Consider the following 16,285-nt stretch of genomic DNA (forward strand, 5'->3'; position numbering starts at 1 on the left):
GTGCGACCTCCCGCGGGGCTTTCCGGGAGGCAAAGAAGGTAGCTGGCGCAAAGTGATAACGCGTGGGGCTGCTGGACTGTGAATTCGCGGGGCGGCAAATGTAGAAGACATGGGCTGCGCCTTTCGTTTTTATTATTTTCTATGTCATACGTTGTCGTATGACTGAATATCATCACCTATGACCCTTGTTGTCAACGCGGTTGTTCAGCGGCTCGCTGTGAATGCGACGAACAGGGCTGGCGACCAAGACGCAATTGAATCTATGCGCCTGGCCTGAGCCGGCATAAAACTTTACGGTCAGCCATAAAAAACCCCCTGAATTCAGGGGGTTGTTTTTCTACGAGCGTTTCGGGTCCACGCCGGCAGGCTGGATCCGTTGCCCGCGCTACATTCTTTATTCCACCGTCACGGACTTCGCCAGATTACGCGGTTGGTCCACATCGGTGCCCTTGAGCACAGCGACGTAGTACGACAGCAGCTGCAACGGGATGGTGTAGAGGATCGGCGACAGGATGTCGTGGATGTGCGGCATGTGCACCACGTGGGTGCCTTCGCCATTGGTCATGCCGGCCTTCTCGTCGGCGAAGACAATCAACTGACCGCCACGGGCGCGCACTTCCTGCAGGTTGGACTTGAGCTTTTCCAGCAGCTCGTTGTTTGGCGCCACCGTGACCACCGGCATGTCGTTGTCCACCAGGGCCAACGGGCCGTGCTTGAGCTCTCCGGCCGGGTAGGCCTCGGCGTGGATGTAGGAAATCTCCTTGAGCTTCAAGGCCCCTTCCATCGCCACCGGGAATTGCGCACCACGGCCCAGGAACAGCGTGTGGTTCTTCTCGGCGAACAGCTCGGCGATTTTTTCCACCGTGCTGTCCATCGCCAAGGCTTCGCCCAGGCGGGTTGGCAGGCGACGCAGTTCTTCCACCAGTTTTGCTTCGATACCCTCTTCCAAGGTCCCGCGCACCTGGCCCAGGGACAGGGTCAGCAACAGCAGGCCCACCAGTTGCGTAGTGAACGCCTTGGTCGACGCCACGCCAATCTCACGGCCGGCCTGGGTCAGCAGGGTCAGGTCGGATTCACGCACCAGCGAGCTGATGCCAACGTTGCAGATCGCCAGGCTGGCGAGGAAGCCCAATTCCTTGGCGTTGCGCAGGGCGGCCAGGGTGTCGGCGGTTTCACCCGACTGGGAAATGGTGACGAACAGCGTGTCAGGCTGCACCACCACTTTGCGGTAGCGGAACTCGCTGGCCACTTCGACCTGGCACGGAATACCGGCCAGTTCTTCCAGCCAGTAACGAGCGACCATGCCGGCGTGATAGCTGGTGCCACAGGCAACGATCTGCACATTGCGCACCTTGGCGAACAGCTCGGCCGCTTGCGGACCGAACGCCTGGACCAGCACCTGGCTCTGGCTCATGCGCCCTTCCAGGGTACGTTGCACCACCGCCGGTTGTTCGTGGATTTCCTTGAGCATGAAGTGGCGGAACTCGCCCTTGTCGGCGGCGTCGGCGCCGTCGCGGTACTGGACAGTCTCGCGCTCCACGGCTTTGCCGTCGATGTCCCAGATCTGCACGCTGTCGCGGCGAATCTCGGCGATATCGCCCTCTTCCAGGTACATAAAGCGGTCGGTCACCTGGCGCAACGCCAACTGATCGGAGGCCAGGAAGTTTTCCCCAAGGCCCAGGCCAATCACCAACGGGCTGCCGCTGCGCGCCGCCACCAGACGATCCGGTTGTTTCGCACTGATGACCGCCAGGCCATAGGCGCCGTGCAGTTCCTTGACCGTCGCCTTCAGGGCCACGGTCAGGTCTGCCATGTCCTTGAGCTTGTGATTGAGCAGATGCGCGATCACTTCAGTATCGGTGTCCGAGGTGAACACATAGCCGAGCGCCTTGAGTTGTTCACGCAAGGCTTCGTGGTTTTCGATGATGCCGTTGTGCACCACCGCCAGGTCTTCGGAGAACATCGGGTGGGCGTTACGCTCGCACGGTGCGCCATGGGTGGCCCAACGGGTGTGGGCGATGCCCAGGCGACCGATCAGCGGATCGGCGTCCAGCGCCTGCTCCAACTCACTGACCTTGCCCGGCCGACGCATACGCTCGAGCTTCTCATCATTGGTAAACACCGCCACACCGGCGCTGTCGTAGCCGCGGTATTCCAGGCGCTTGAGGCCTTCGAGCAAGATTGCAGTGATGTTGCGTTCAGCAACGGCGCCGACAATTCCACACATGCTATTTCTCCTGGCTGACAGGCGCGCAGATCAGGTTGATGCCGCGGGCCTGAATCTGATCGCGGGCCGCTACGGGCAGGCGATCATCGGTAATGAGGGTATGGACGCTGCTCCACGGCAGCTCCAGGTTGGGGATTTTCCGGCCGATCTTGTCGGCCTCCACCATCACGATCACTTCGCGGGCTACCTCAGCCATCACACGGCTCAGGCCCAGCAGTTCGTTGAAGGTGGTGGTGCCACGGACCAGATCGATGCCGTCGGCACCGATGAACAACTGGTCAAAATCGTAGGAACGCAGGACCTGCTCGGCGACTTGACCTTGGAACGACTCGGAATGAGGGTCCCAGGTGCCACCGGTCATCAACAGCACCGGTTCATGTTCCAGTTCGCTCAAGGCACTGGCGACATGCAGGGAATTGGTCATCACCACCAGACCCGGCTGCTGGCCGAGCTCGGGAATCATGGCCGCCGTGGTACTGCCGCTGTCGATGATGATTCGCGCATGTTCGCGGATCCGCTTCACGGCGGCCCGCGCGATGGCTTGTTTGTATTTGGAGACGGTCTGCCCGTTATCGGCCACCAGCTCCTGAGGCATGGGGACCGCGCCACCGTAACGACGCAGTAGCAAGCCATTACTTTCCAGGGCGGCGAGGTCCTTGCGAATCGTAACTTCCGAGGTTTCGAAGCGTTTGGCCAGTTCATCCACACTGACCTCGCCCTGCTCCTGGAGCAAGGCAAGGATGTTGTGGCGGCGTTGTGGCGTATTGCGCTTTGACATAACGGGATAAGTTTCGATTCGAAAGATAACGTAAGTAATCAAAACCTATTGCAGCGAAATCGTCAAGGCGAGGGAAGAAAAATTCAGAAATCATAAACACAATGTGGGAGCGGGCCTGCTCGCGAAAGGGCGTGTCAGGCGATACTGCTTTACCTGATACACCGCTTTCGCGAGCAAGCCCGCTCCCACAGAGGTTCTGTGGATAACTTAGCTTTTCTTGATTTTTACCGGGCGCTTCCAGCCATCGATATTGCGCTGACGCGCGCGCGCCACGGCCAGTTGGGACTTATCCACATCCTGATTGATGGTTGAACCCGCGGCCGTGTTTGAACCATCACCGATAGTCACGGGGGCTACCAGCGAGTTGTTGGAGCCGATGAACACGTCTTCACCAATGGTCGTCCGGTACTTGTTGGCACCATCGTAATTGCAGGTGATAGTACCGGCGCCAATATTGGTGCGAGCGCCGATTTCGGCGTCACCCAGGTAGGTCAGGTGACCGGCCTTGGCGCCTTCGCCCATGTGGGCGTTCTTGAGCTCGACGAAGTTACCCACATGCGCGCGAGCTTCCAGCACGGTGCCGGGACGCAGGCGGGCAAACGGGCCAGCGTCGCTACCCTCACCCATGACCGCGCCTTCGAGATGACTGTTGGCCTTGATCACCACGCCTTTGCGCAAGGTGCTGTCCTTGACCACGCAGTTCGGGCCGATGACCACGTCGTCCTCAATGACGACGTTGCCTTCAAGGATAACGTTGATGTCGATGACCACGTCGCGGCCCACGCTGACTTCACCGCGCACGTCGAAACGGGCCGGGTCGCGCAGGGTCACGCCTTGCGCCATCAAGCGGCGGGCGGCACGCAATTGATAGTGACGCTCCAGCTCGGCCAGTTGCCGACGATCGTTGGCGCCCTGCACTTCCATGGCGTCCAACGGTTGCTCGGTGGCGACTACCAGTCCGTCATTGACGGCCATGGCAATCACATCCGTCAGGTAGTACTCGCCCTGGGCATTGTGGTTCGACAGGCGACTCATCCAATCCCCCAGGGATCCGCCCGGTACGGCAAGAATCCCGGTGTTGCACTCGGTAATAGCTCGTTGGGCTTCGTTGGCGTCTTTCTGCTCGACAATGGCCATTACCTGGCCGTCGGTGTTGCGTACGATGCGGCCGTAACCCGTGGGGTCGTCCAGTTTGACGGTCAACAGGCCCAACTGCTGTGGAGCAACGCGCTTGAGCAGGCGCTGCAAGGTTTCGACTTCGATCAACGGCACGTCGCCGTAGAGAATCAGCACCGTGTCGGCGGTAATGAATGGCACGGCCTGGGCCACGGCATGACCGGTCCCCAGTTGTTTATCCTGCAGGACGAAATTCAGATCATCAGCCGCCAGGCGCTCACGAACCGCATCGGCACCGTGGCCAATCACCACGTGAATGCGCTGTGGATCAAGTTGTCGGGCGCTGTGGATAACATGGCCAAGCATGGAGTTGCCTGCCACCGGGTGCAAGACCTTGGGCAGCGCCGAACGCATGCGAGTGCCTTGACCGGCCGCGAGGATAACGATTTCGAGAGACATGACTGGCTACCAATCCTGGGTGGTCAACGGCTGCGACCAGAAGATGAATGTCGGGAAAAGAAAAAAGGGTAGCCGAGGCTACCCTTTTTAATCAACCGCACAGGAAGCAGACGCTTAGCCGCCGAACTTCTTGCGGATCTGCTGGACGGTGCGCAGCTGGGCTGCGGCCTCGGCCAGACGTGCAGCAGCAGAACCGTAATCGAACTCCGCGCCTCGCTCGTGCAGGGCCTTCTCGGCAGCCTTGACGGCTTCCTGAGCGGAGGCTTCGTCCAGGTCGGCAGCACGTTGCACAGTGTCGGCAAGGACCTTGACCATGTTCGGCTGAACCTCGAGGAAACCACCGGAGATGTAATACACCTCGGCTTCCCCGCCCTGCTTGATCAAGCGGATCGGACCTGGTTTCAGATTAGTGATCAGCGGTGCGTGACCCAGGGCGATACCAAGATCACCCAGCTCACCGTGCGCAATCACCATCTCGACCAGACCGGAGAAGATTTCCCCTTCCGCACTGACGATATCGCAATGGACTGTCATAGCCATCTGATTGCCTCAACCTAAATTAGCGCCCGTTGCCGGGCGCCGGGATTACAGTTTCTTGGCTTTCTCGATCGCTTCTTCGATGCCGCCGACCATGTAGAACGCTTGTTCTGGCAGGTGGTCGTAGTCACCGTTGAGGATGCCTTTGAAGCCAGCAATGGTGTCTTTCAGGGAAACGTATTTACCCGAAGCACCGGTGAAGACTTCAGCCACGAAGAACGGCTGCGACAAGAAGCGCTGGATCTTACGAGCGCGGGATACCAACTGCTTGTCGGCTTCCGACAGCTCGTCCATACCCAGGATCGCAATGATGTCCTTCAGCTCTTTGTAGCGCTGCAGCACGTACTGAACGCCGCGAGCGGTGTCGTAGTGCTCCTGGCCGATCACGTTCGGGTCCAGTTGGCGCGAAGTCGAGTCCAGTGGGTCTACCGCTGGGTAGATACCCAGGGAAGCGATGTCACGGGACAGAACGACGGTGGCGTCCAAGTGGGCGAAGGTGGTCGCTGGCGACGGGTCGGTCAAGTCATCCGCAGGTACGTATACCGCTTGGATCGAAGTGATCGAACCTTCCTTGGTCGAAGTGATACGTTCTTGCAGAACGCCCATCTCTTCAGCCAGGGTCGGCTGGTAACCTACTGCCGAAGGCATACGGCCCAGCAGTGCGGATACTTCGGTACCGGCCAGGGTGTAACGGTAGATGTTGTCGACGAACAGCAGAACGTCGTTACCTTCGTCACGGAACTTCTCGGCCATGGTCAGGCCGGTCAGGGCTACGCGCAGACGGTTTCCCGGCGGCTCGTTCATCTGACCGTAAACCAGTGCCACTTTGTCCAGAACGTTGGAATCCTTCATCTCGTGGTAGAAGTCGTTACCCTCACGAGTACGCTCACCCACACCAGCGAACACGGAATAACCGCTGTGCTCGATGGCGATGTTACGGATCAGTTCCATCATGTTTACGGTCTTGCCCACACCGGCACCACCGAACAGACCCACTTTACCGCCCTTGGCGAACGGGCAAACCAGGTCGATAACCTTGATGCCGGTTTCCAGCAGGTCGTTGCCGCCCGCCTGTTCAGCGAAGGATGGCGCAGGACGGTGAATGCCCCAGCGCTCTTCGGTGTCGATCGGACCAGCTTCGTCGATCGGGTTGCCCAGTACGTCCATGATCCGGCCCAGGGTCGCTTTACCGACCGGTACGGAGATGGCAGCGCCAGAGTCGACAACGTCCAGACCGCGCTTCAAGCCTTCGGTGGAACCCATCGCAATGGTACGAACGATGCCGTCGCCCAGTTGCTGCTGAACTTCCAGGGTAGTTTCCGCGCCTTGTACTTTCAGCGCGTTGTAGATGCTCGGTACGCTGTCGCGTGGGAATTCCACGTCGATAACGGCGCCGATGATTTGAACGATACGTCCGCTACTCATAGCTGGATCCTCTGAATATTTGAACCGTTAAACCGCGGCAGCGCCGCCGACGATTTCCGAGATCTCTTGGGTGATCGCAGCCTGACGCGCCTTGTTGTAGATCAGCTGCAAATCGCTGATCAAATCACCGGCGTTGTCGGTAGCGTTCTTCATCGCGATCATCCGCGCTGCTTGTTCAGCTGCGTTGTTCTCGACCACCGCCTGGTACACCTGCGACTCCACGTAGCGGACCATCAAGCCGTCAAGCAGCTCCTTGGCATCCGGTTCATAGAGATAGTCCCAGTGGTGCTTGAGTTCCTGTTCCGGGGTCGCCACCAGTGGGATCAATTGCTCCACGGTTGGCTGTTGCGTCATGGTGTTGATGAACTTGTTGGATACCACGGACAGGCGGTCAATCCGGCCTTCCAGGTAAGCATCCAGCATCACCTTGACGCTGCCGATCAAATCATTGATCGACGGCTCTTCACCCAGGTGGTTGATAGCGGCGACGACGTTACCGCCGAAGTTGCGGAAGAAAGCCGCACCCTTGCTACCAATCACACACAGATCGATCTCGACGCCTTGTTCGCGGTTTACAGCCATGTCCTTGACCAGGGCCTTGAACAGGTTGGTGTTCAAGCCACCACACAGACCACGGTCACTGCTCACCACGACGTAACCGACGCGCTTGATAGCACGGTCGATCATGAACGGGTGGCGATATTCCGGGTTGGCGTTGGCCAGATGACCAATAACCTGGCGGATGCGCTCCGCATAAGGACGGCTAGCAGCCATGCGCATTTGTGCCTTGCGCATTTTGCTGACCGCCACTTTTTCCATGGCGCTGGTAATTTTTTGCGTGCTTTTGATGCTCGCAATCTTACTGCGAATCTCTTTTGCGCCTGCCATGTAACACCTATCAGGTTAGCAAGCGGGAGCCTTGCGACTCCCGCTGCGGCTTACCAGGTTTGGGTGGCCTTGAACTTCTCGATACCGGCTTTCATGCCAGCGTCGATTTCGTCATTGAAGTCACCCTTCACGTTGATCTTGGCCAACAAATCGGCGTGATCGCGGTTGAAGTAAGCAATCAGCGCTTGTTCAAAGCTGCCGACCTTGGCGATTTCAACGTCAGTCAGGAACCCACGCTCAGCGGCATACAGCGACAGCGCCATGTCAGCGATCGACATTGGTGCGTATTGCTTCTGCTTCATCAGCTCGGTAACGCGCTGACCATGCTCAAGTTGCTTACGGGTCGCTTCGTCCAGGTCAGAAGCGAACTGGGCGAATGCCGCCAGTTCACGGTACTGAGCCAGGGCGGTACGGATACCACCGGACAGCTTCTTGATGATCTTGGTCTGAGCGGCACCACCCACACGGGATACCGAAACACCGGCGTTCACAGCAGGACGGATCCCGGAGTTGAACATGGCCGATTCCAGGAAGATCTGACCGTCGGTGATGGAGATCACGTTGGTCGGAACGAACGCGGAAACGTCGCCAGCCTGGGTTTCGATGATCGGCAGAGCGGTCAGGGAGCCGGTTTTGCCGGTCACTGCGCCGTTGGTGAACTTCTCTACGTACTCTTCCGAAACGCGGGATGCGCGCTCCAGCAGACGGGAGTGGAGATAGAACACGTCGCCTGGGTAAGCTTCACGGCCTGGTGGACGGCGCAGCAGCAGGGAAATCTGGCGGTAAGCCACTGCTTGCTTGGACAGATCGTCATAAACGATCAGCGCGTCTTCACCGCGGTCGCGGAAGTATTCGCCCATGGTGCAACCGGAGTACGGTGCCAGGAACTGCAGCGCAGGAGATTCCGAAGCACTGGCCGCCACGATGATCGTGTTGGCCAGGGCGCCGTTTTCTTCCAGCTTGCGAACCACGTTGGCGATGGTCGATTGCTTCTGACCGATGGCTACGTAGACGCAGAAAATGCCGCTGTTCTTCTGGTTGATGATCGCGTCGATCGCCAGAGCGGTCTTACCGATCTGACGGTCACCGATGATCAGCTCACGCTGGCCACGGCCAACAGGGATCATGGCATCGACAGCCTTGTAGCCAGTCTGTACAGGCTGGTCTACCGACTTACGCCAGATCACGCCTGGAGCAACTTTCTCGACCGCATCGGTCTCGGTGTTGTTCAGCGGACCTTTGCCGTCAACAGGGTTACCCAGTGCGTCGACTACGCGACCCAGCAGTTCCTTACCAACCGGAACTTCAAGGATGCGGCCGGTGCACTTGGCGCTCATGCCTTCGGCCAGCGACTGGTAGGAACCCAGTACAACGGCACCTACGGAGTCTTGCTCCAGGTTGAGGGCCATACCGTAGACGCCGCCCGGAAACTCGATCATCTCGCCGTACATGACGTCGGCCAGACCGTGAATCCGCACGATACCGTCAGATACGCTGACGACAGTGCCTTCGTTACGGGCTTGGGAGGTCACATCGAGCTTGTCGATGCGGCCCTTGATAATTTCACTTATTTCGGAAGGATTGAGTTGCTGCATTGCTCTGCTGCCCCTTCAAACTCAAGATTTCAATGCTTCGGCAAGTTTCGCGATTTTGCCGCGAATCGAGCCATCGATAACCAGGTCGCCGGCGCGGATTACAACGCCCCCTATCAGGGACTTGTCTTCCTCGACTTGCAGGCGCACTTCCCGGTTGAGTCGTGCACTGAGAACCTTGGCGAGTTTGTCTTGCTGTTCTTGGTTCAATGCGAAAGCACTGGTGACTTCCACGTCTACCGACTTCTCTTGCTCGGCCTTGTACAGGTCGAACAGGACGGCGATCTCCGGCAGAAGCAGGAGACGGTCGTTTTCGGCAACGACGTGAATGAAATTCTGTGCCTTGGCATCGAACTTGTCGCCGCACACGTCAATGAACGTGGCGGCCTTTTCTGCGCTCGTCAGTCGCGGGGCCTTGAGCACGCGCTGCATGGTGTCATCTTTCGACACCGCTGCTGCCAGGCCGAGCATGGCTGACCAATTGGCCAGTTGCTGGTGGGCCTGAGCGTGCTCGAAGGCCGCCTTAGCGTAAGGTCGGGCCAACGTGGTCAGTTCTGCCATGATCGCCCTCGCTTAGATTTCAGCAGCCAGTCGGTTAACCAGCTCTGCGTGCGCGTTTTGATCGATTGTCGCACCCAGGATCTTCGAAGCACCGCCAACGGCCAGGCTACCCACTTGGGCACGCAGCGCGTCTTTGACACTGTTCAGTTCCTGTTCGATCTCGGCTTGAGCCTGGGCCTTCACACGGTCAGCTTCGACGCGAGCCTGTTCACGGGCTTCGTCGACAATCTGGGTACCGCGTTTCTTGGCTTGCTCGATGATTTCAGCTGCTTGAGCCTTCGCTTCGCGCAGTTGCTGACCCACTTTCTCATGGGCCAACTCCAGGTCGCGAGCTGCACGGCTGGCAGCGTCCAGACCATCAGCGATCTTCTTTTGACGTTCGTGCAATGCCGCAATGACCGGAGGCCATACGAACTTCATGCAGAACAATACAAAAATCAGGAACGCAACGGACTGGCCAATCAGGGTCGCATTAATGTTCACGCCAACACCTCGCAGTTACGTTGTCCATCACACCAATCTACTCGAGACATCCGAGTAATTAGCCAGCGATTTGACCAACGAACGGGTTCGCAAAGGTGAAGAACAGAGCGATACCAACACCGATCATGGTCACGGCGTCGAGCAGACCGGCCACGATGAACATTTTAACTTGCAGCATTGGAACCATTTCTGGCTGACGCGCAGCGCCTTCCAGGAATTTGCCGCCCAGCAGGCCGAAACCAATTGCGGTACCCAGTGCGCCCAGGCCGATCAACAGTGCAACAGCGATAGCGGTTAGACCAACTACAGTTTCCATCTTTCCTCCCGACTTTTACGTCGTATGGTTTAGGTTTTTTAGATTAAAGCGGTAAAACAAATCGTTTCATGCCCTGGTCGGGCCCCTTCCCGTTTGACCGGGAAGGACATCAGACTAGTCGAGACTGGCCTTAATGGTTTTCTTCGTGCGCCATCGACAGGTAGACGATGGTCAGCATCATGAAGATGAACGCCTGCAGGGTGATGATCAGGATGTGGAACACAGCCCACGCCCATTGCAGGACTACACCCAGGCCGCTAAGCCACAGTAGGCCGCTGCCGAACATCACAGCGATCAGGATGAACACCAGCTCGCCGGCATACATGTTGCCGAACAGACGCAGGGCCAGGGAGATCGGTTTGGCGATCAGGGTCACGAATTCCAGCAGGAAGTTCACCGGGATCAGCAGGGCTTGAACCAGGATGTTCTTGCTGCCGAACGGGTGCAGGGTCAGTTCGCCGATGAAACCGCCGATGCCCTTGACCTTGATGCTGTAGAAAATGATCAGCGCGAACACCGACAGGGCCATGCCCAGGGTGGCGTTCGGGTCGGTGGTCGATACCGCACGGAACGGAATGTGCGAATCACCGGAGATCAGGATGGCCAGCTGAGGAATCCAGTCGACCGGGATCAGGTCGACGGCGTTCATCAGGAACACCCAGACGAAGATGGTCAGTGCCAGCGGTGCGATCACCGGGCTACGGCCATGGAAGCTGTCTTTCACGCTGCCATCGACGAATTCGACCAATACTTCAACGAAGTTCTGCAGTGCACCAGGCTGACCGGAAGTCGCTTTCTTTGCCGCCATGCGGAAAAGAAGAACGAAGATCAGACCCAACGCGACCGACCAGCCAAGAGTATCGACGTGGAAGGCCCAGAAGCCCATTTCTTTGGCTTCTGCTGCGGTGTGAGCAAAGCCCCAGCCGCCATTGGGTAGCTGACCGAAGGTCAGGTTCTGCAAGTGGTGCTGGATATAGCCCGAAGCGGTTGTCTCTGCCATGGTTGCCTCAAACGCCCTAAGGTCTCGAAAGTCTTGTTCTCATTAGCAGGGGAGCGAACCAGCTGACCATTTGGGTCAGCAGGAAGACGCCGAATACAGCCAGCGGCGCCAATGGCTTCACACCTGCGAACGTCAATGCAAACAGCACTGCCGTCAAAATCAGTTTCCCTGCTTCACCGGCATAAAAAGACCGGACGATAGCCTGGGCTGCTCGGGCGCCGGAAAACCGAAATGCCCTATGAGCGAAGTAAATATTGGGAAGCAAGGCTATCAGGCCTCCGCAAAGCCCTGAGTATCCGGCGACGACTCCTTTCCATTGCCAGAGCGCCAATGCGGCGATCAGTACAACGACAAACTGAGTCATCAAAACCGGGAAAACTGCCAGACGATGGAACGGCAAGCGGTTTGGCGTGCGGGTTTCCATCGCTTTTGCTCTCCAATAGTCGGCCGCCATAATTCAATAACTTGGCATAATTTGTGCCGACAAAATGCGCGCAGAGTATAGGGGCGGTTCTGCCCCTATTCAACTGCCAGGTAGTGATTTCCGACTGCGCGCTACAAGAGCAATTGTTTCAGCGAATGTGCGCAAGGACACCCTGCAGCTCATCGAGGGAGTTATAACCGATCACCAGTTGCCCCTTGCCCTTCTTTCCATGGCGGATCTGCACCGCAGAGCCCAGGCGCTCGGCCAGGCGCTGTTCCAGGCGAGCGATATCCGGATCGGTCTTGGGGGCTTCGACAGGGGCTGGTTTACCACTGAGCCACTGACGAACCAGTGCCTCGGTTTGGCGCACAGTCAGGCCCCGTGCGACAACATGTCGCGCCCCTTCAACTTGTTGATTTTCCGGCAAACCGAGCAACGCCCGGGCATGACCCATTTCCAGGTCGCCATGGGACAGCATGGTCTTGATGACTTCCGGCAACGCAATCAGGCGCAACAGGTTGGCCACCGTCACGCGGGACTTGCCCACGGCCTCAGCGACCTGTTGCTGGGTCAGCTGGAACTCCTGCTGCAAACGTTGCAGCGCTACCGCTTCTTCAATCGGGTTGAGGTCTTCGCGCTGAATATTCTCGATCAGCGCCATGGCGATGGCGGTTTCATCCGGCACATCGCGGACCATCGCCGGAATGGTTTCCTGGCCGGCCTGCTGGCTGGCGCGCCAACGGCGTTCGCCGGCGATGATCTCGAAGCGCCCGTTGGCGATCGGGCGAACCACGATCGGCTGCATCACGCCCTGGCTCTTGATCGACTGGGCCAGTTCTTCCAGGGCCTGAGGGTCCATGTCCCGGCGCGGCTGATATTTGCCGCGCTGGATCAGGTCCAGCGGCAGGTGTTGCAACTCGCGCTGGTCGACCTGTACGGCCTGCTCTTCCAGGGAGCTGACAGTGGGACCACTGAGCAGTGCATCCAGTCCACGTCCGAGACCTCGTTTCTTGACGGCCATGGGGTTTCCTTAAGTTGGCTGGGCTGCAGCGGTGCGTGGGTTACGGCGCTGACGGCGAACCATCTCGCCCGCCAGGGCCAGGTAGGCCAGCGCACCACGGGATTGTTTGTCGTAGGCCAGGGCCGGCATGCCGTAGCTCGGCGCTTCGGCCAGGCGAATGTTACGCGGGATGACCGTGTCGTAGAGCTGCTCGCCGAAGTGTTCCTTGAGCTGGGCCGAGACATCGTTCATCAGGCTCAGGCGCGGGTCGTACATGGTCCGCAGCAGGCCTTCGACTTTCAGTTCCGGGTTCAACAGCTCGGCGATGCGCTTGATGTTATCCACAAGGTCGCTCAACCCTTCGAGGGCGAAGTACTCGCACTGCATGGGGATAATTACCCCATCGGCGGCCACCAGCGCGTTGAGGGTCAGCATCGACAGCGACGGCGGGCAGTCGATCAGGATGTAGTCGTAGTTCTCCCGGATCGGCGCCAGCGCGCTGCGCAGACGGCTTTCCTTCATCTGCATTTCCAGCAGCACCACTTCGGCCGCCGTCAAATCACGGTTGGCCGGCAGCAGTTGATAACCGCCGTGTTCGGAGAAATGCATGGCCTGACCCAGATCGCATTCACCGATCAGTACGTCGTAGATGGAGTTTTCCAGGCCATGTTTATCCACACCGCTACCCATGGTGGCGTTGCCCTGTGGATCGAGATCGATCAACAGCACCCGGCGCTTGGTCGCGACCAGGGATGCTGCGAGGTTGATACAGGTGGTGGTCTTGCCCACACCACCCTTTTGGTTCGCTATCGCGAATACCTTAGCCATTCTTGCTTGTGTTCCCAATCATGCCGTGCGGCGCAGTATCAGCAGATGGCGTTGGCCTTGGCAACCGGGTACGGCCAGGGCGTGTTCGCTATCGAGGTGGAAGTCTGCCGGCAATGCTACCAGCTCATCGGCCGGATGAACGCCCTTCATTGCCAGCCAGCGCGTATCGGCATCGCCGAGGTGGCGAGTCCAGTTGCTGAAGTTCTCCATGCTGCTGAACGCCCGGGAGATGATCCCGTTGAACGGCTGTGCAGGCTGGAACGCTTCGACGCGGCTGTGGATAACTTGCAGGTTATCCAGTTTGAGTTCGAGTTTGACCTGGGTCAGAAATCGGGTTTTCTTGCCGTTGCTGTCCAGGCAGGTCACTTGCGAGCCGGGAAACAGGATCGCCAGCGGGATTCCTGGCATGCCACCGCCACTGCCGACATCGAGCCAGCGACCGTCTTCGATGAAAGACATGACGCTGAGGCTGTCGAGCAGATGCCGGGAGACCATTTCGTCGGGATCACGCACTGCGGTCAGGTTGTAGGCCTTGTTCCATTTGATCAACAGGGCCAGATAACCCAGCAATTGCGCGTGCTGGGCTTCGGTCAGGTTGACACCGAGCTGACGGGCACCTGTGGATAACTCTTCAGCATGTTGCGAGGTGACCATCGAACTCAAGCGCTTTGCTCCAACTGGCGGCCCGCGCCGCGTTTTTTCAAATGAATCATCAACAGGGAAATCGCCGCCGGGGTCACACCGGGGATGCGCGAAGCCTGGCCCAGGGTCTCGGGACGAGTCGCGCCGAGCTTGCTCTGGATCTCTTTCGACAACCCGGAAATGCCCGTGTAATCGATATCCACAGGCAGTTTCGTATCTTCACTGGCGCGCAACCGGGCGATTTCATCCTGCTGACGGTCGATGTAGCCGGCGTATTTGGTCTTGATCTCGACCTGTTCGGCCACCTGCGGATCTTCTGCGCCCTGACCGGTCACTTCCACCAGCCCGGCATAATCGATTTCCGGGCGGCTCAACAAGTTGAGCAGGTTGTATTCGTGGGTCAGCGGTGTACCGAATTTGGTCGCAATGGCATCGCCCTGCTCGGTACCTGGACGAACCCAAGTGCTTTTCAGGCGCTGCTCTTCCAGCTCGATACTCTCGCGTTTCTTGCAGAACGCGGCCCAGCGCACGTCATCCACCAACCCCAGCTCACGACCTTTTTCGGTCAGGCGCAGGTCGGCGTTGTCTTCGCGAAGGATCAGGCGATATTCCGCCCGGGAGGTGAACATCCGGTACGGTTCCTGTGTACCCAAGGTAATCAGGTCATCCACAAGCACGCCGATGTACGCCTCATCGCGCCGCGGGCACCAGCTGTCTTTGCCCTGGGCACGCAGCGCAGCGTTGGCCCCAGCCAACAGCCCTTGGGCGCCGGCCTCTTCGTAACCGGTGGTGCCGTTGATTTGTCCGGCAAAGAACAGGCCGCCAATGACTTTGGTTTCCAGGCTGTACTTCAGGTCACGCGGGTCGAAGTAATCGTATTCGATGGCGTAACCCGGGCGAACGATGTGGGCGTTTTCCATGCCGCGAATCGATTGGACGATCTGCAGTTGCACATCGAACGGCAACGAGGTGGAGATCCCGTTCGGGTACAGCTCATGAGTCGTCAGGCCTTCGGGTTCGATGAAGACCTGATGGCTTTCCTTGTCGGCAAAACGATGGATCTTGTCTTCGATCGAAGGGCAATAACGCGGACCAATACCTTCGATCACGCCGGAATACATTGGCGAGCGATCCAGATTGGCGGCAATGATTTCATGGGTACGAGCATTGGTGTGGGTGATCCAGCAGCTCACCTGTTTCGGATGCTGCGCTTTGGAGCCCATGAACGACATCACCGGAATCGGCGTATCGCCCGGTTGTTCGCTCATCACCGAGAAATCCACAGACCGGCCATCAATGCGTGGTGGCGTGCCGGTTTTCAGGCGACCAACGCGCAACGGCAATTCACGTAGGCGCTGGGCCAAGGCGATCGACGGAGGATCGCCGGCGCGGCCGCCGGAATAGTTCTGCATACCGATGTGGATAAGTCCGCCGAGGAAGGTCCCGGTGGTCAACACCACGGAATCGGCGAAGAAACGCAGGCCCATCTGTGTGACGACACCGCGTACCTGGTCCTGCTCGACGATCAGATCATCGGCCGCTTGTTGAAATATCCACAGGTTCGGCTGATTTTCCAGGATTTCGCGGACAGCGGCTTTGTACAAGACCCGGTCGGCCTGGGCGCGAGTAGCGCGTACCGCCGGGCCTTTGCGGCTGTTCAATACACGAAACTGGATACCACCTTTATCGGTGGCAATAGCCATCGCGCCGCCGAGGGCATCGATTTCCTTGACCAGATGGCTTTTGCCGATCCCACCAATGGCGGGGTTGCAGCTCATGGCACCGAGGGTTTCCACGTTATGCGTCAGCAACAGGGTTTTTGCTCCCATGCGCGCTGATGCAAGTGCTGCCTCGGTACCGGCATGACCGCCGCCGATGACGATCACTTCAAAACGGGAAGGGAAATCCACCACGCACCTCGTGCCTGCTTAATTCAGGTAATTCGGAAAATAGGTTTTGAGCCTGGCCAGAGCGTTTTTCGAGCCAGGTCGGCAAGTATAGGGACTTCC

Annotated in this window: 16 protein-coding genes; all 16 read right to left on the bottom strand. The window is 58.5% G+C overall.

Features of this window, described 5'->3' with window-relative positions; translation table 11 throughout:
• Positions 1-394 precede the first annotated feature (394 nt).
• A complete protein-coding gene (gene glmS, locus ACWNZ1_RS11995; protein WP_135847914.1) occupies positions 395-2,227 on the bottom strand; it encodes a glutamine--fructose-6-phosphate transaminase (isomerizing) in 1,833 nt (610 codons plus the stop codon).
• A gap of 1 nt (position 2,228) precedes the next feature.
• Positions 2,229-3,005, bottom strand: coding sequence for a DeoR/GlpR family DNA-binding transcription regulator (locus ACWNZ1_RS12000; protein ID WP_135847915.1), 777 nt, complete (start codon positions 3,003-3,005; stop codon positions 2,229-2,231).
• Between the two features lie 207 nt (positions 3,006-3,212).
• Positions 3,213-4,580 (bottom strand): bifunctional UDP-N-acetylglucosamine diphosphorylase/glucosamine-1-phosphate N-acetyltransferase GlmU, encoded by a 1,368-nt coding sequence (gene glmU, locus ACWNZ1_RS12005; protein WP_256453980.1) that lies wholly within the window; start codon positions 4,578-4,580, stop codon positions 3,213-3,215.
• 114 nt (positions 4,581-4,694) lie between these two features.
• Positions 4,695-5,120, bottom strand: coding sequence for a F0F1 ATP synthase subunit epsilon (locus ACWNZ1_RS12010; RefSeq protein ID WP_003207087.1), 426 nt, complete (start codon positions 5,118-5,120; stop codon positions 4,695-4,697).
• A 45-nt stretch (positions 5,121-5,165) separates the two neighbouring features.
• On the bottom strand, positions 5,166-6,542 hold the full coding sequence (gene atpD, locus ACWNZ1_RS12015) for a F0F1 ATP synthase subunit beta (protein WP_014340987.1): 1,377 nt from the start codon (positions 6,540-6,542) through the stop codon (positions 5,166-5,168).
• A 27-nt stretch (positions 6,543-6,569) separates the two neighbouring features.
• Positions 6,570-7,430 carry a F0F1 ATP synthase subunit gamma gene (gene atpG / locus ACWNZ1_RS12020; protein ID WP_135847917.1) on the bottom strand — a complete coding sequence of 287 codons (861 nt, stop codon included), beginning with the start codon at positions 7,428-7,430 and terminating at the stop codon, positions 6,570-6,572.
• 50 nt (positions 7,431-7,480) lie between these two features.
• Complete coding sequence (gene atpA / locus ACWNZ1_RS12025) at positions 7,481-9,025, bottom strand: F0F1 ATP synthase subunit alpha (RefSeq protein ID WP_003207093.1); 1,545 nt, start codon at positions 9,023-9,025, stop codon at positions 7,481-7,483.
• A gap of 21 nt (positions 9,026-9,046) precedes the next feature.
• Positions 9,047-9,583: a F0F1 ATP synthase subunit delta gene (locus tag ACWNZ1_RS12030; RefSeq protein ID WP_135847918.1), complete on the bottom strand. Its 537-nt coding sequence runs from the start codon at positions 9,581-9,583 to the stop codon at positions 9,047-9,049.
• A 12-nt stretch (positions 9,584-9,595) separates the two neighbouring features.
• A complete protein-coding gene (locus tag ACWNZ1_RS12035; RefSeq protein ID WP_122567679.1) occupies positions 9,596-10,066 on the bottom strand; it encodes a F0F1 ATP synthase subunit B in 471 nt (156 codons plus the stop codon).
• Positions 10,067-10,124: 58 nt separating this feature from the next.
• Positions 10,125-10,382, bottom strand: a complete 258-nt coding sequence (gene atpE / locus ACWNZ1_RS12040) for a F0F1 ATP synthase subunit C (protein ID WP_003097235.1) — start codon at positions 10,380-10,382, stop codon at positions 10,125-10,127.
• Between the two features lie 130 nt (positions 10,383-10,512).
• On the bottom strand, positions 10,513-11,382 hold the full coding sequence (gene atpB / locus ACWNZ1_RS12045) for a F0F1 ATP synthase subunit A (protein ID WP_135847919.1): 870 nt from the start codon (positions 11,380-11,382) through the stop codon (positions 10,513-10,515).
• Positions 11,383-11,398: 16 nt separating this feature from the next.
• Positions 11,399-11,806 (bottom strand): F0F1 ATP synthase subunit I, encoded by a 408-nt coding sequence (locus ACWNZ1_RS12050; RefSeq protein WP_135847920.1) that lies wholly within the window; start codon positions 11,804-11,806, stop codon positions 11,399-11,401.
• Positions 11,807-11,954: 148 nt separating this feature from the next.
• Positions 11,955-12,827 (bottom strand): ParB/RepB/Spo0J family partition protein, encoded by an 873-nt coding sequence (locus ACWNZ1_RS12055; RefSeq protein WP_003207098.1) that lies wholly within the window; start codon positions 12,825-12,827, stop codon positions 11,955-11,957.
• Between the two features lie 9 nt (positions 12,828-12,836).
• A complete protein-coding gene (locus ACWNZ1_RS12060; RefSeq protein WP_003187199.1) occupies positions 12,837-13,634 on the bottom strand; it encodes a ParA family protein in 798 nt (265 codons plus the stop codon).
• A gap of 18 nt (positions 13,635-13,652) precedes the next feature.
• Positions 13,653-14,288, bottom strand: a complete 636-nt coding sequence (gene rsmG, locus ACWNZ1_RS12065; protein WP_178084347.1) for a 16S rRNA (guanine(527)-N(7))-methyltransferase RsmG — start codon at positions 14,286-14,288, stop codon at positions 13,653-13,655.
• A 5-nt stretch (positions 14,289-14,293) separates the two neighbouring features.
• Positions 14,294-16,186, bottom strand: coding sequence for a tRNA uridine-5-carboxymethylaminomethyl(34) synthesis enzyme MnmG (gene mnmG, locus ACWNZ1_RS12070; RefSeq protein WP_135847922.1), 1,893 nt, complete (start codon positions 16,184-16,186; stop codon positions 14,294-14,296).
• Positions 16,187-16,285: the final 99 nt, after the last annotated feature.

This window comes from Pseudomonas sp. CFBP 5748 (assembly GCF_053850495.1).

Bases quoted from the DNA above. Each gene is read 5' to 3' on its own strand.
- glmS (WP_135847914.1), bottom strand. From the start codon at position 2,227: ATGTGTGGAATTGTCGGCGCCGTTGCTGAACGCAACATCACTGCAATC.
- ACWNZ1_RS12000 (WP_135847915.1), bottom strand. From the start codon at position 3,005: ATGTCAAAGCGCAATACGCCACAACGCCGCCACAACATCCTTGCCTTG.
- glmU (WP_256453980.1), bottom strand. From the start codon at position 4,580: ATGTCTCTCGAAATCGTTATCCTCGCGGCCGGTCAAGGCACTCGCATG.
- ACWNZ1_RS12010 (WP_003207087.1), bottom strand. From the start codon at position 5,120: ATGGCTATGACAGTCCATTGCGATATCGTCAGTGCGGAAGGGGAAATC.
- atpD (WP_014340987.1), bottom strand. From the start codon at position 6,542: ATGAGTAGCGGACGTATCGTTCAAATCATCGGCGCCGTTATCGACGTG.
- atpG (WP_135847917.1), bottom strand. From the start codon at position 7,430: ATGGCAGGCGCAAAAGAGATTCGCAGTAAGATTGCGAGCATCAAAAGC.
- atpA (WP_003207093.1), bottom strand. From the start codon at position 9,025: ATGCAGCAACTCAATCCTTCCGAAATAAGTGAAATTATCAAGGGCCGC.
- ACWNZ1_RS12030 (WP_135847918.1), bottom strand. From the start codon at position 9,583: ATGGCAGAACTGACCACGTTGGCCCGACCTTACGCTAAGGCGGCCTTC.
- atpE (WP_003097235.1), bottom strand. From the start codon at position 10,382: ATGGAAACTGTAGTTGGTCTAACCGCTATCGCTGTTGCACTGTTGATC.
- atpB (WP_135847919.1), bottom strand. From the start codon at position 11,382: ATGGCAGAGACAACCGCTTCGGGCTATATCCAGCACCACTTGCAGAAC.
- ACWNZ1_RS12050 (WP_135847920.1), bottom strand. From the start codon at position 11,806: ATGGAAACCCGCACGCCAAACCGCTTGCCGTTCCATCGTCTGGCAGTT.
- ACWNZ1_RS12055 (WP_003207098.1), bottom strand. From the start codon at position 12,827: ATGGCCGTCAAGAAACGAGGTCTCGGACGTGGACTGGATGCACTGCTC.
- ACWNZ1_RS12060 (WP_003187199.1), bottom strand. From the start codon at position 13,634: ATGGCTAAGGTATTCGCGATAGCGAACCAAAAGGGTGGTGTGGGCAAG.
- rsmG (WP_178084347.1), bottom strand. From the start codon at position 14,288: ATGGTCACCTCGCAACATGCTGAAGAGTTATCCACAGGTGCCCGTCAG.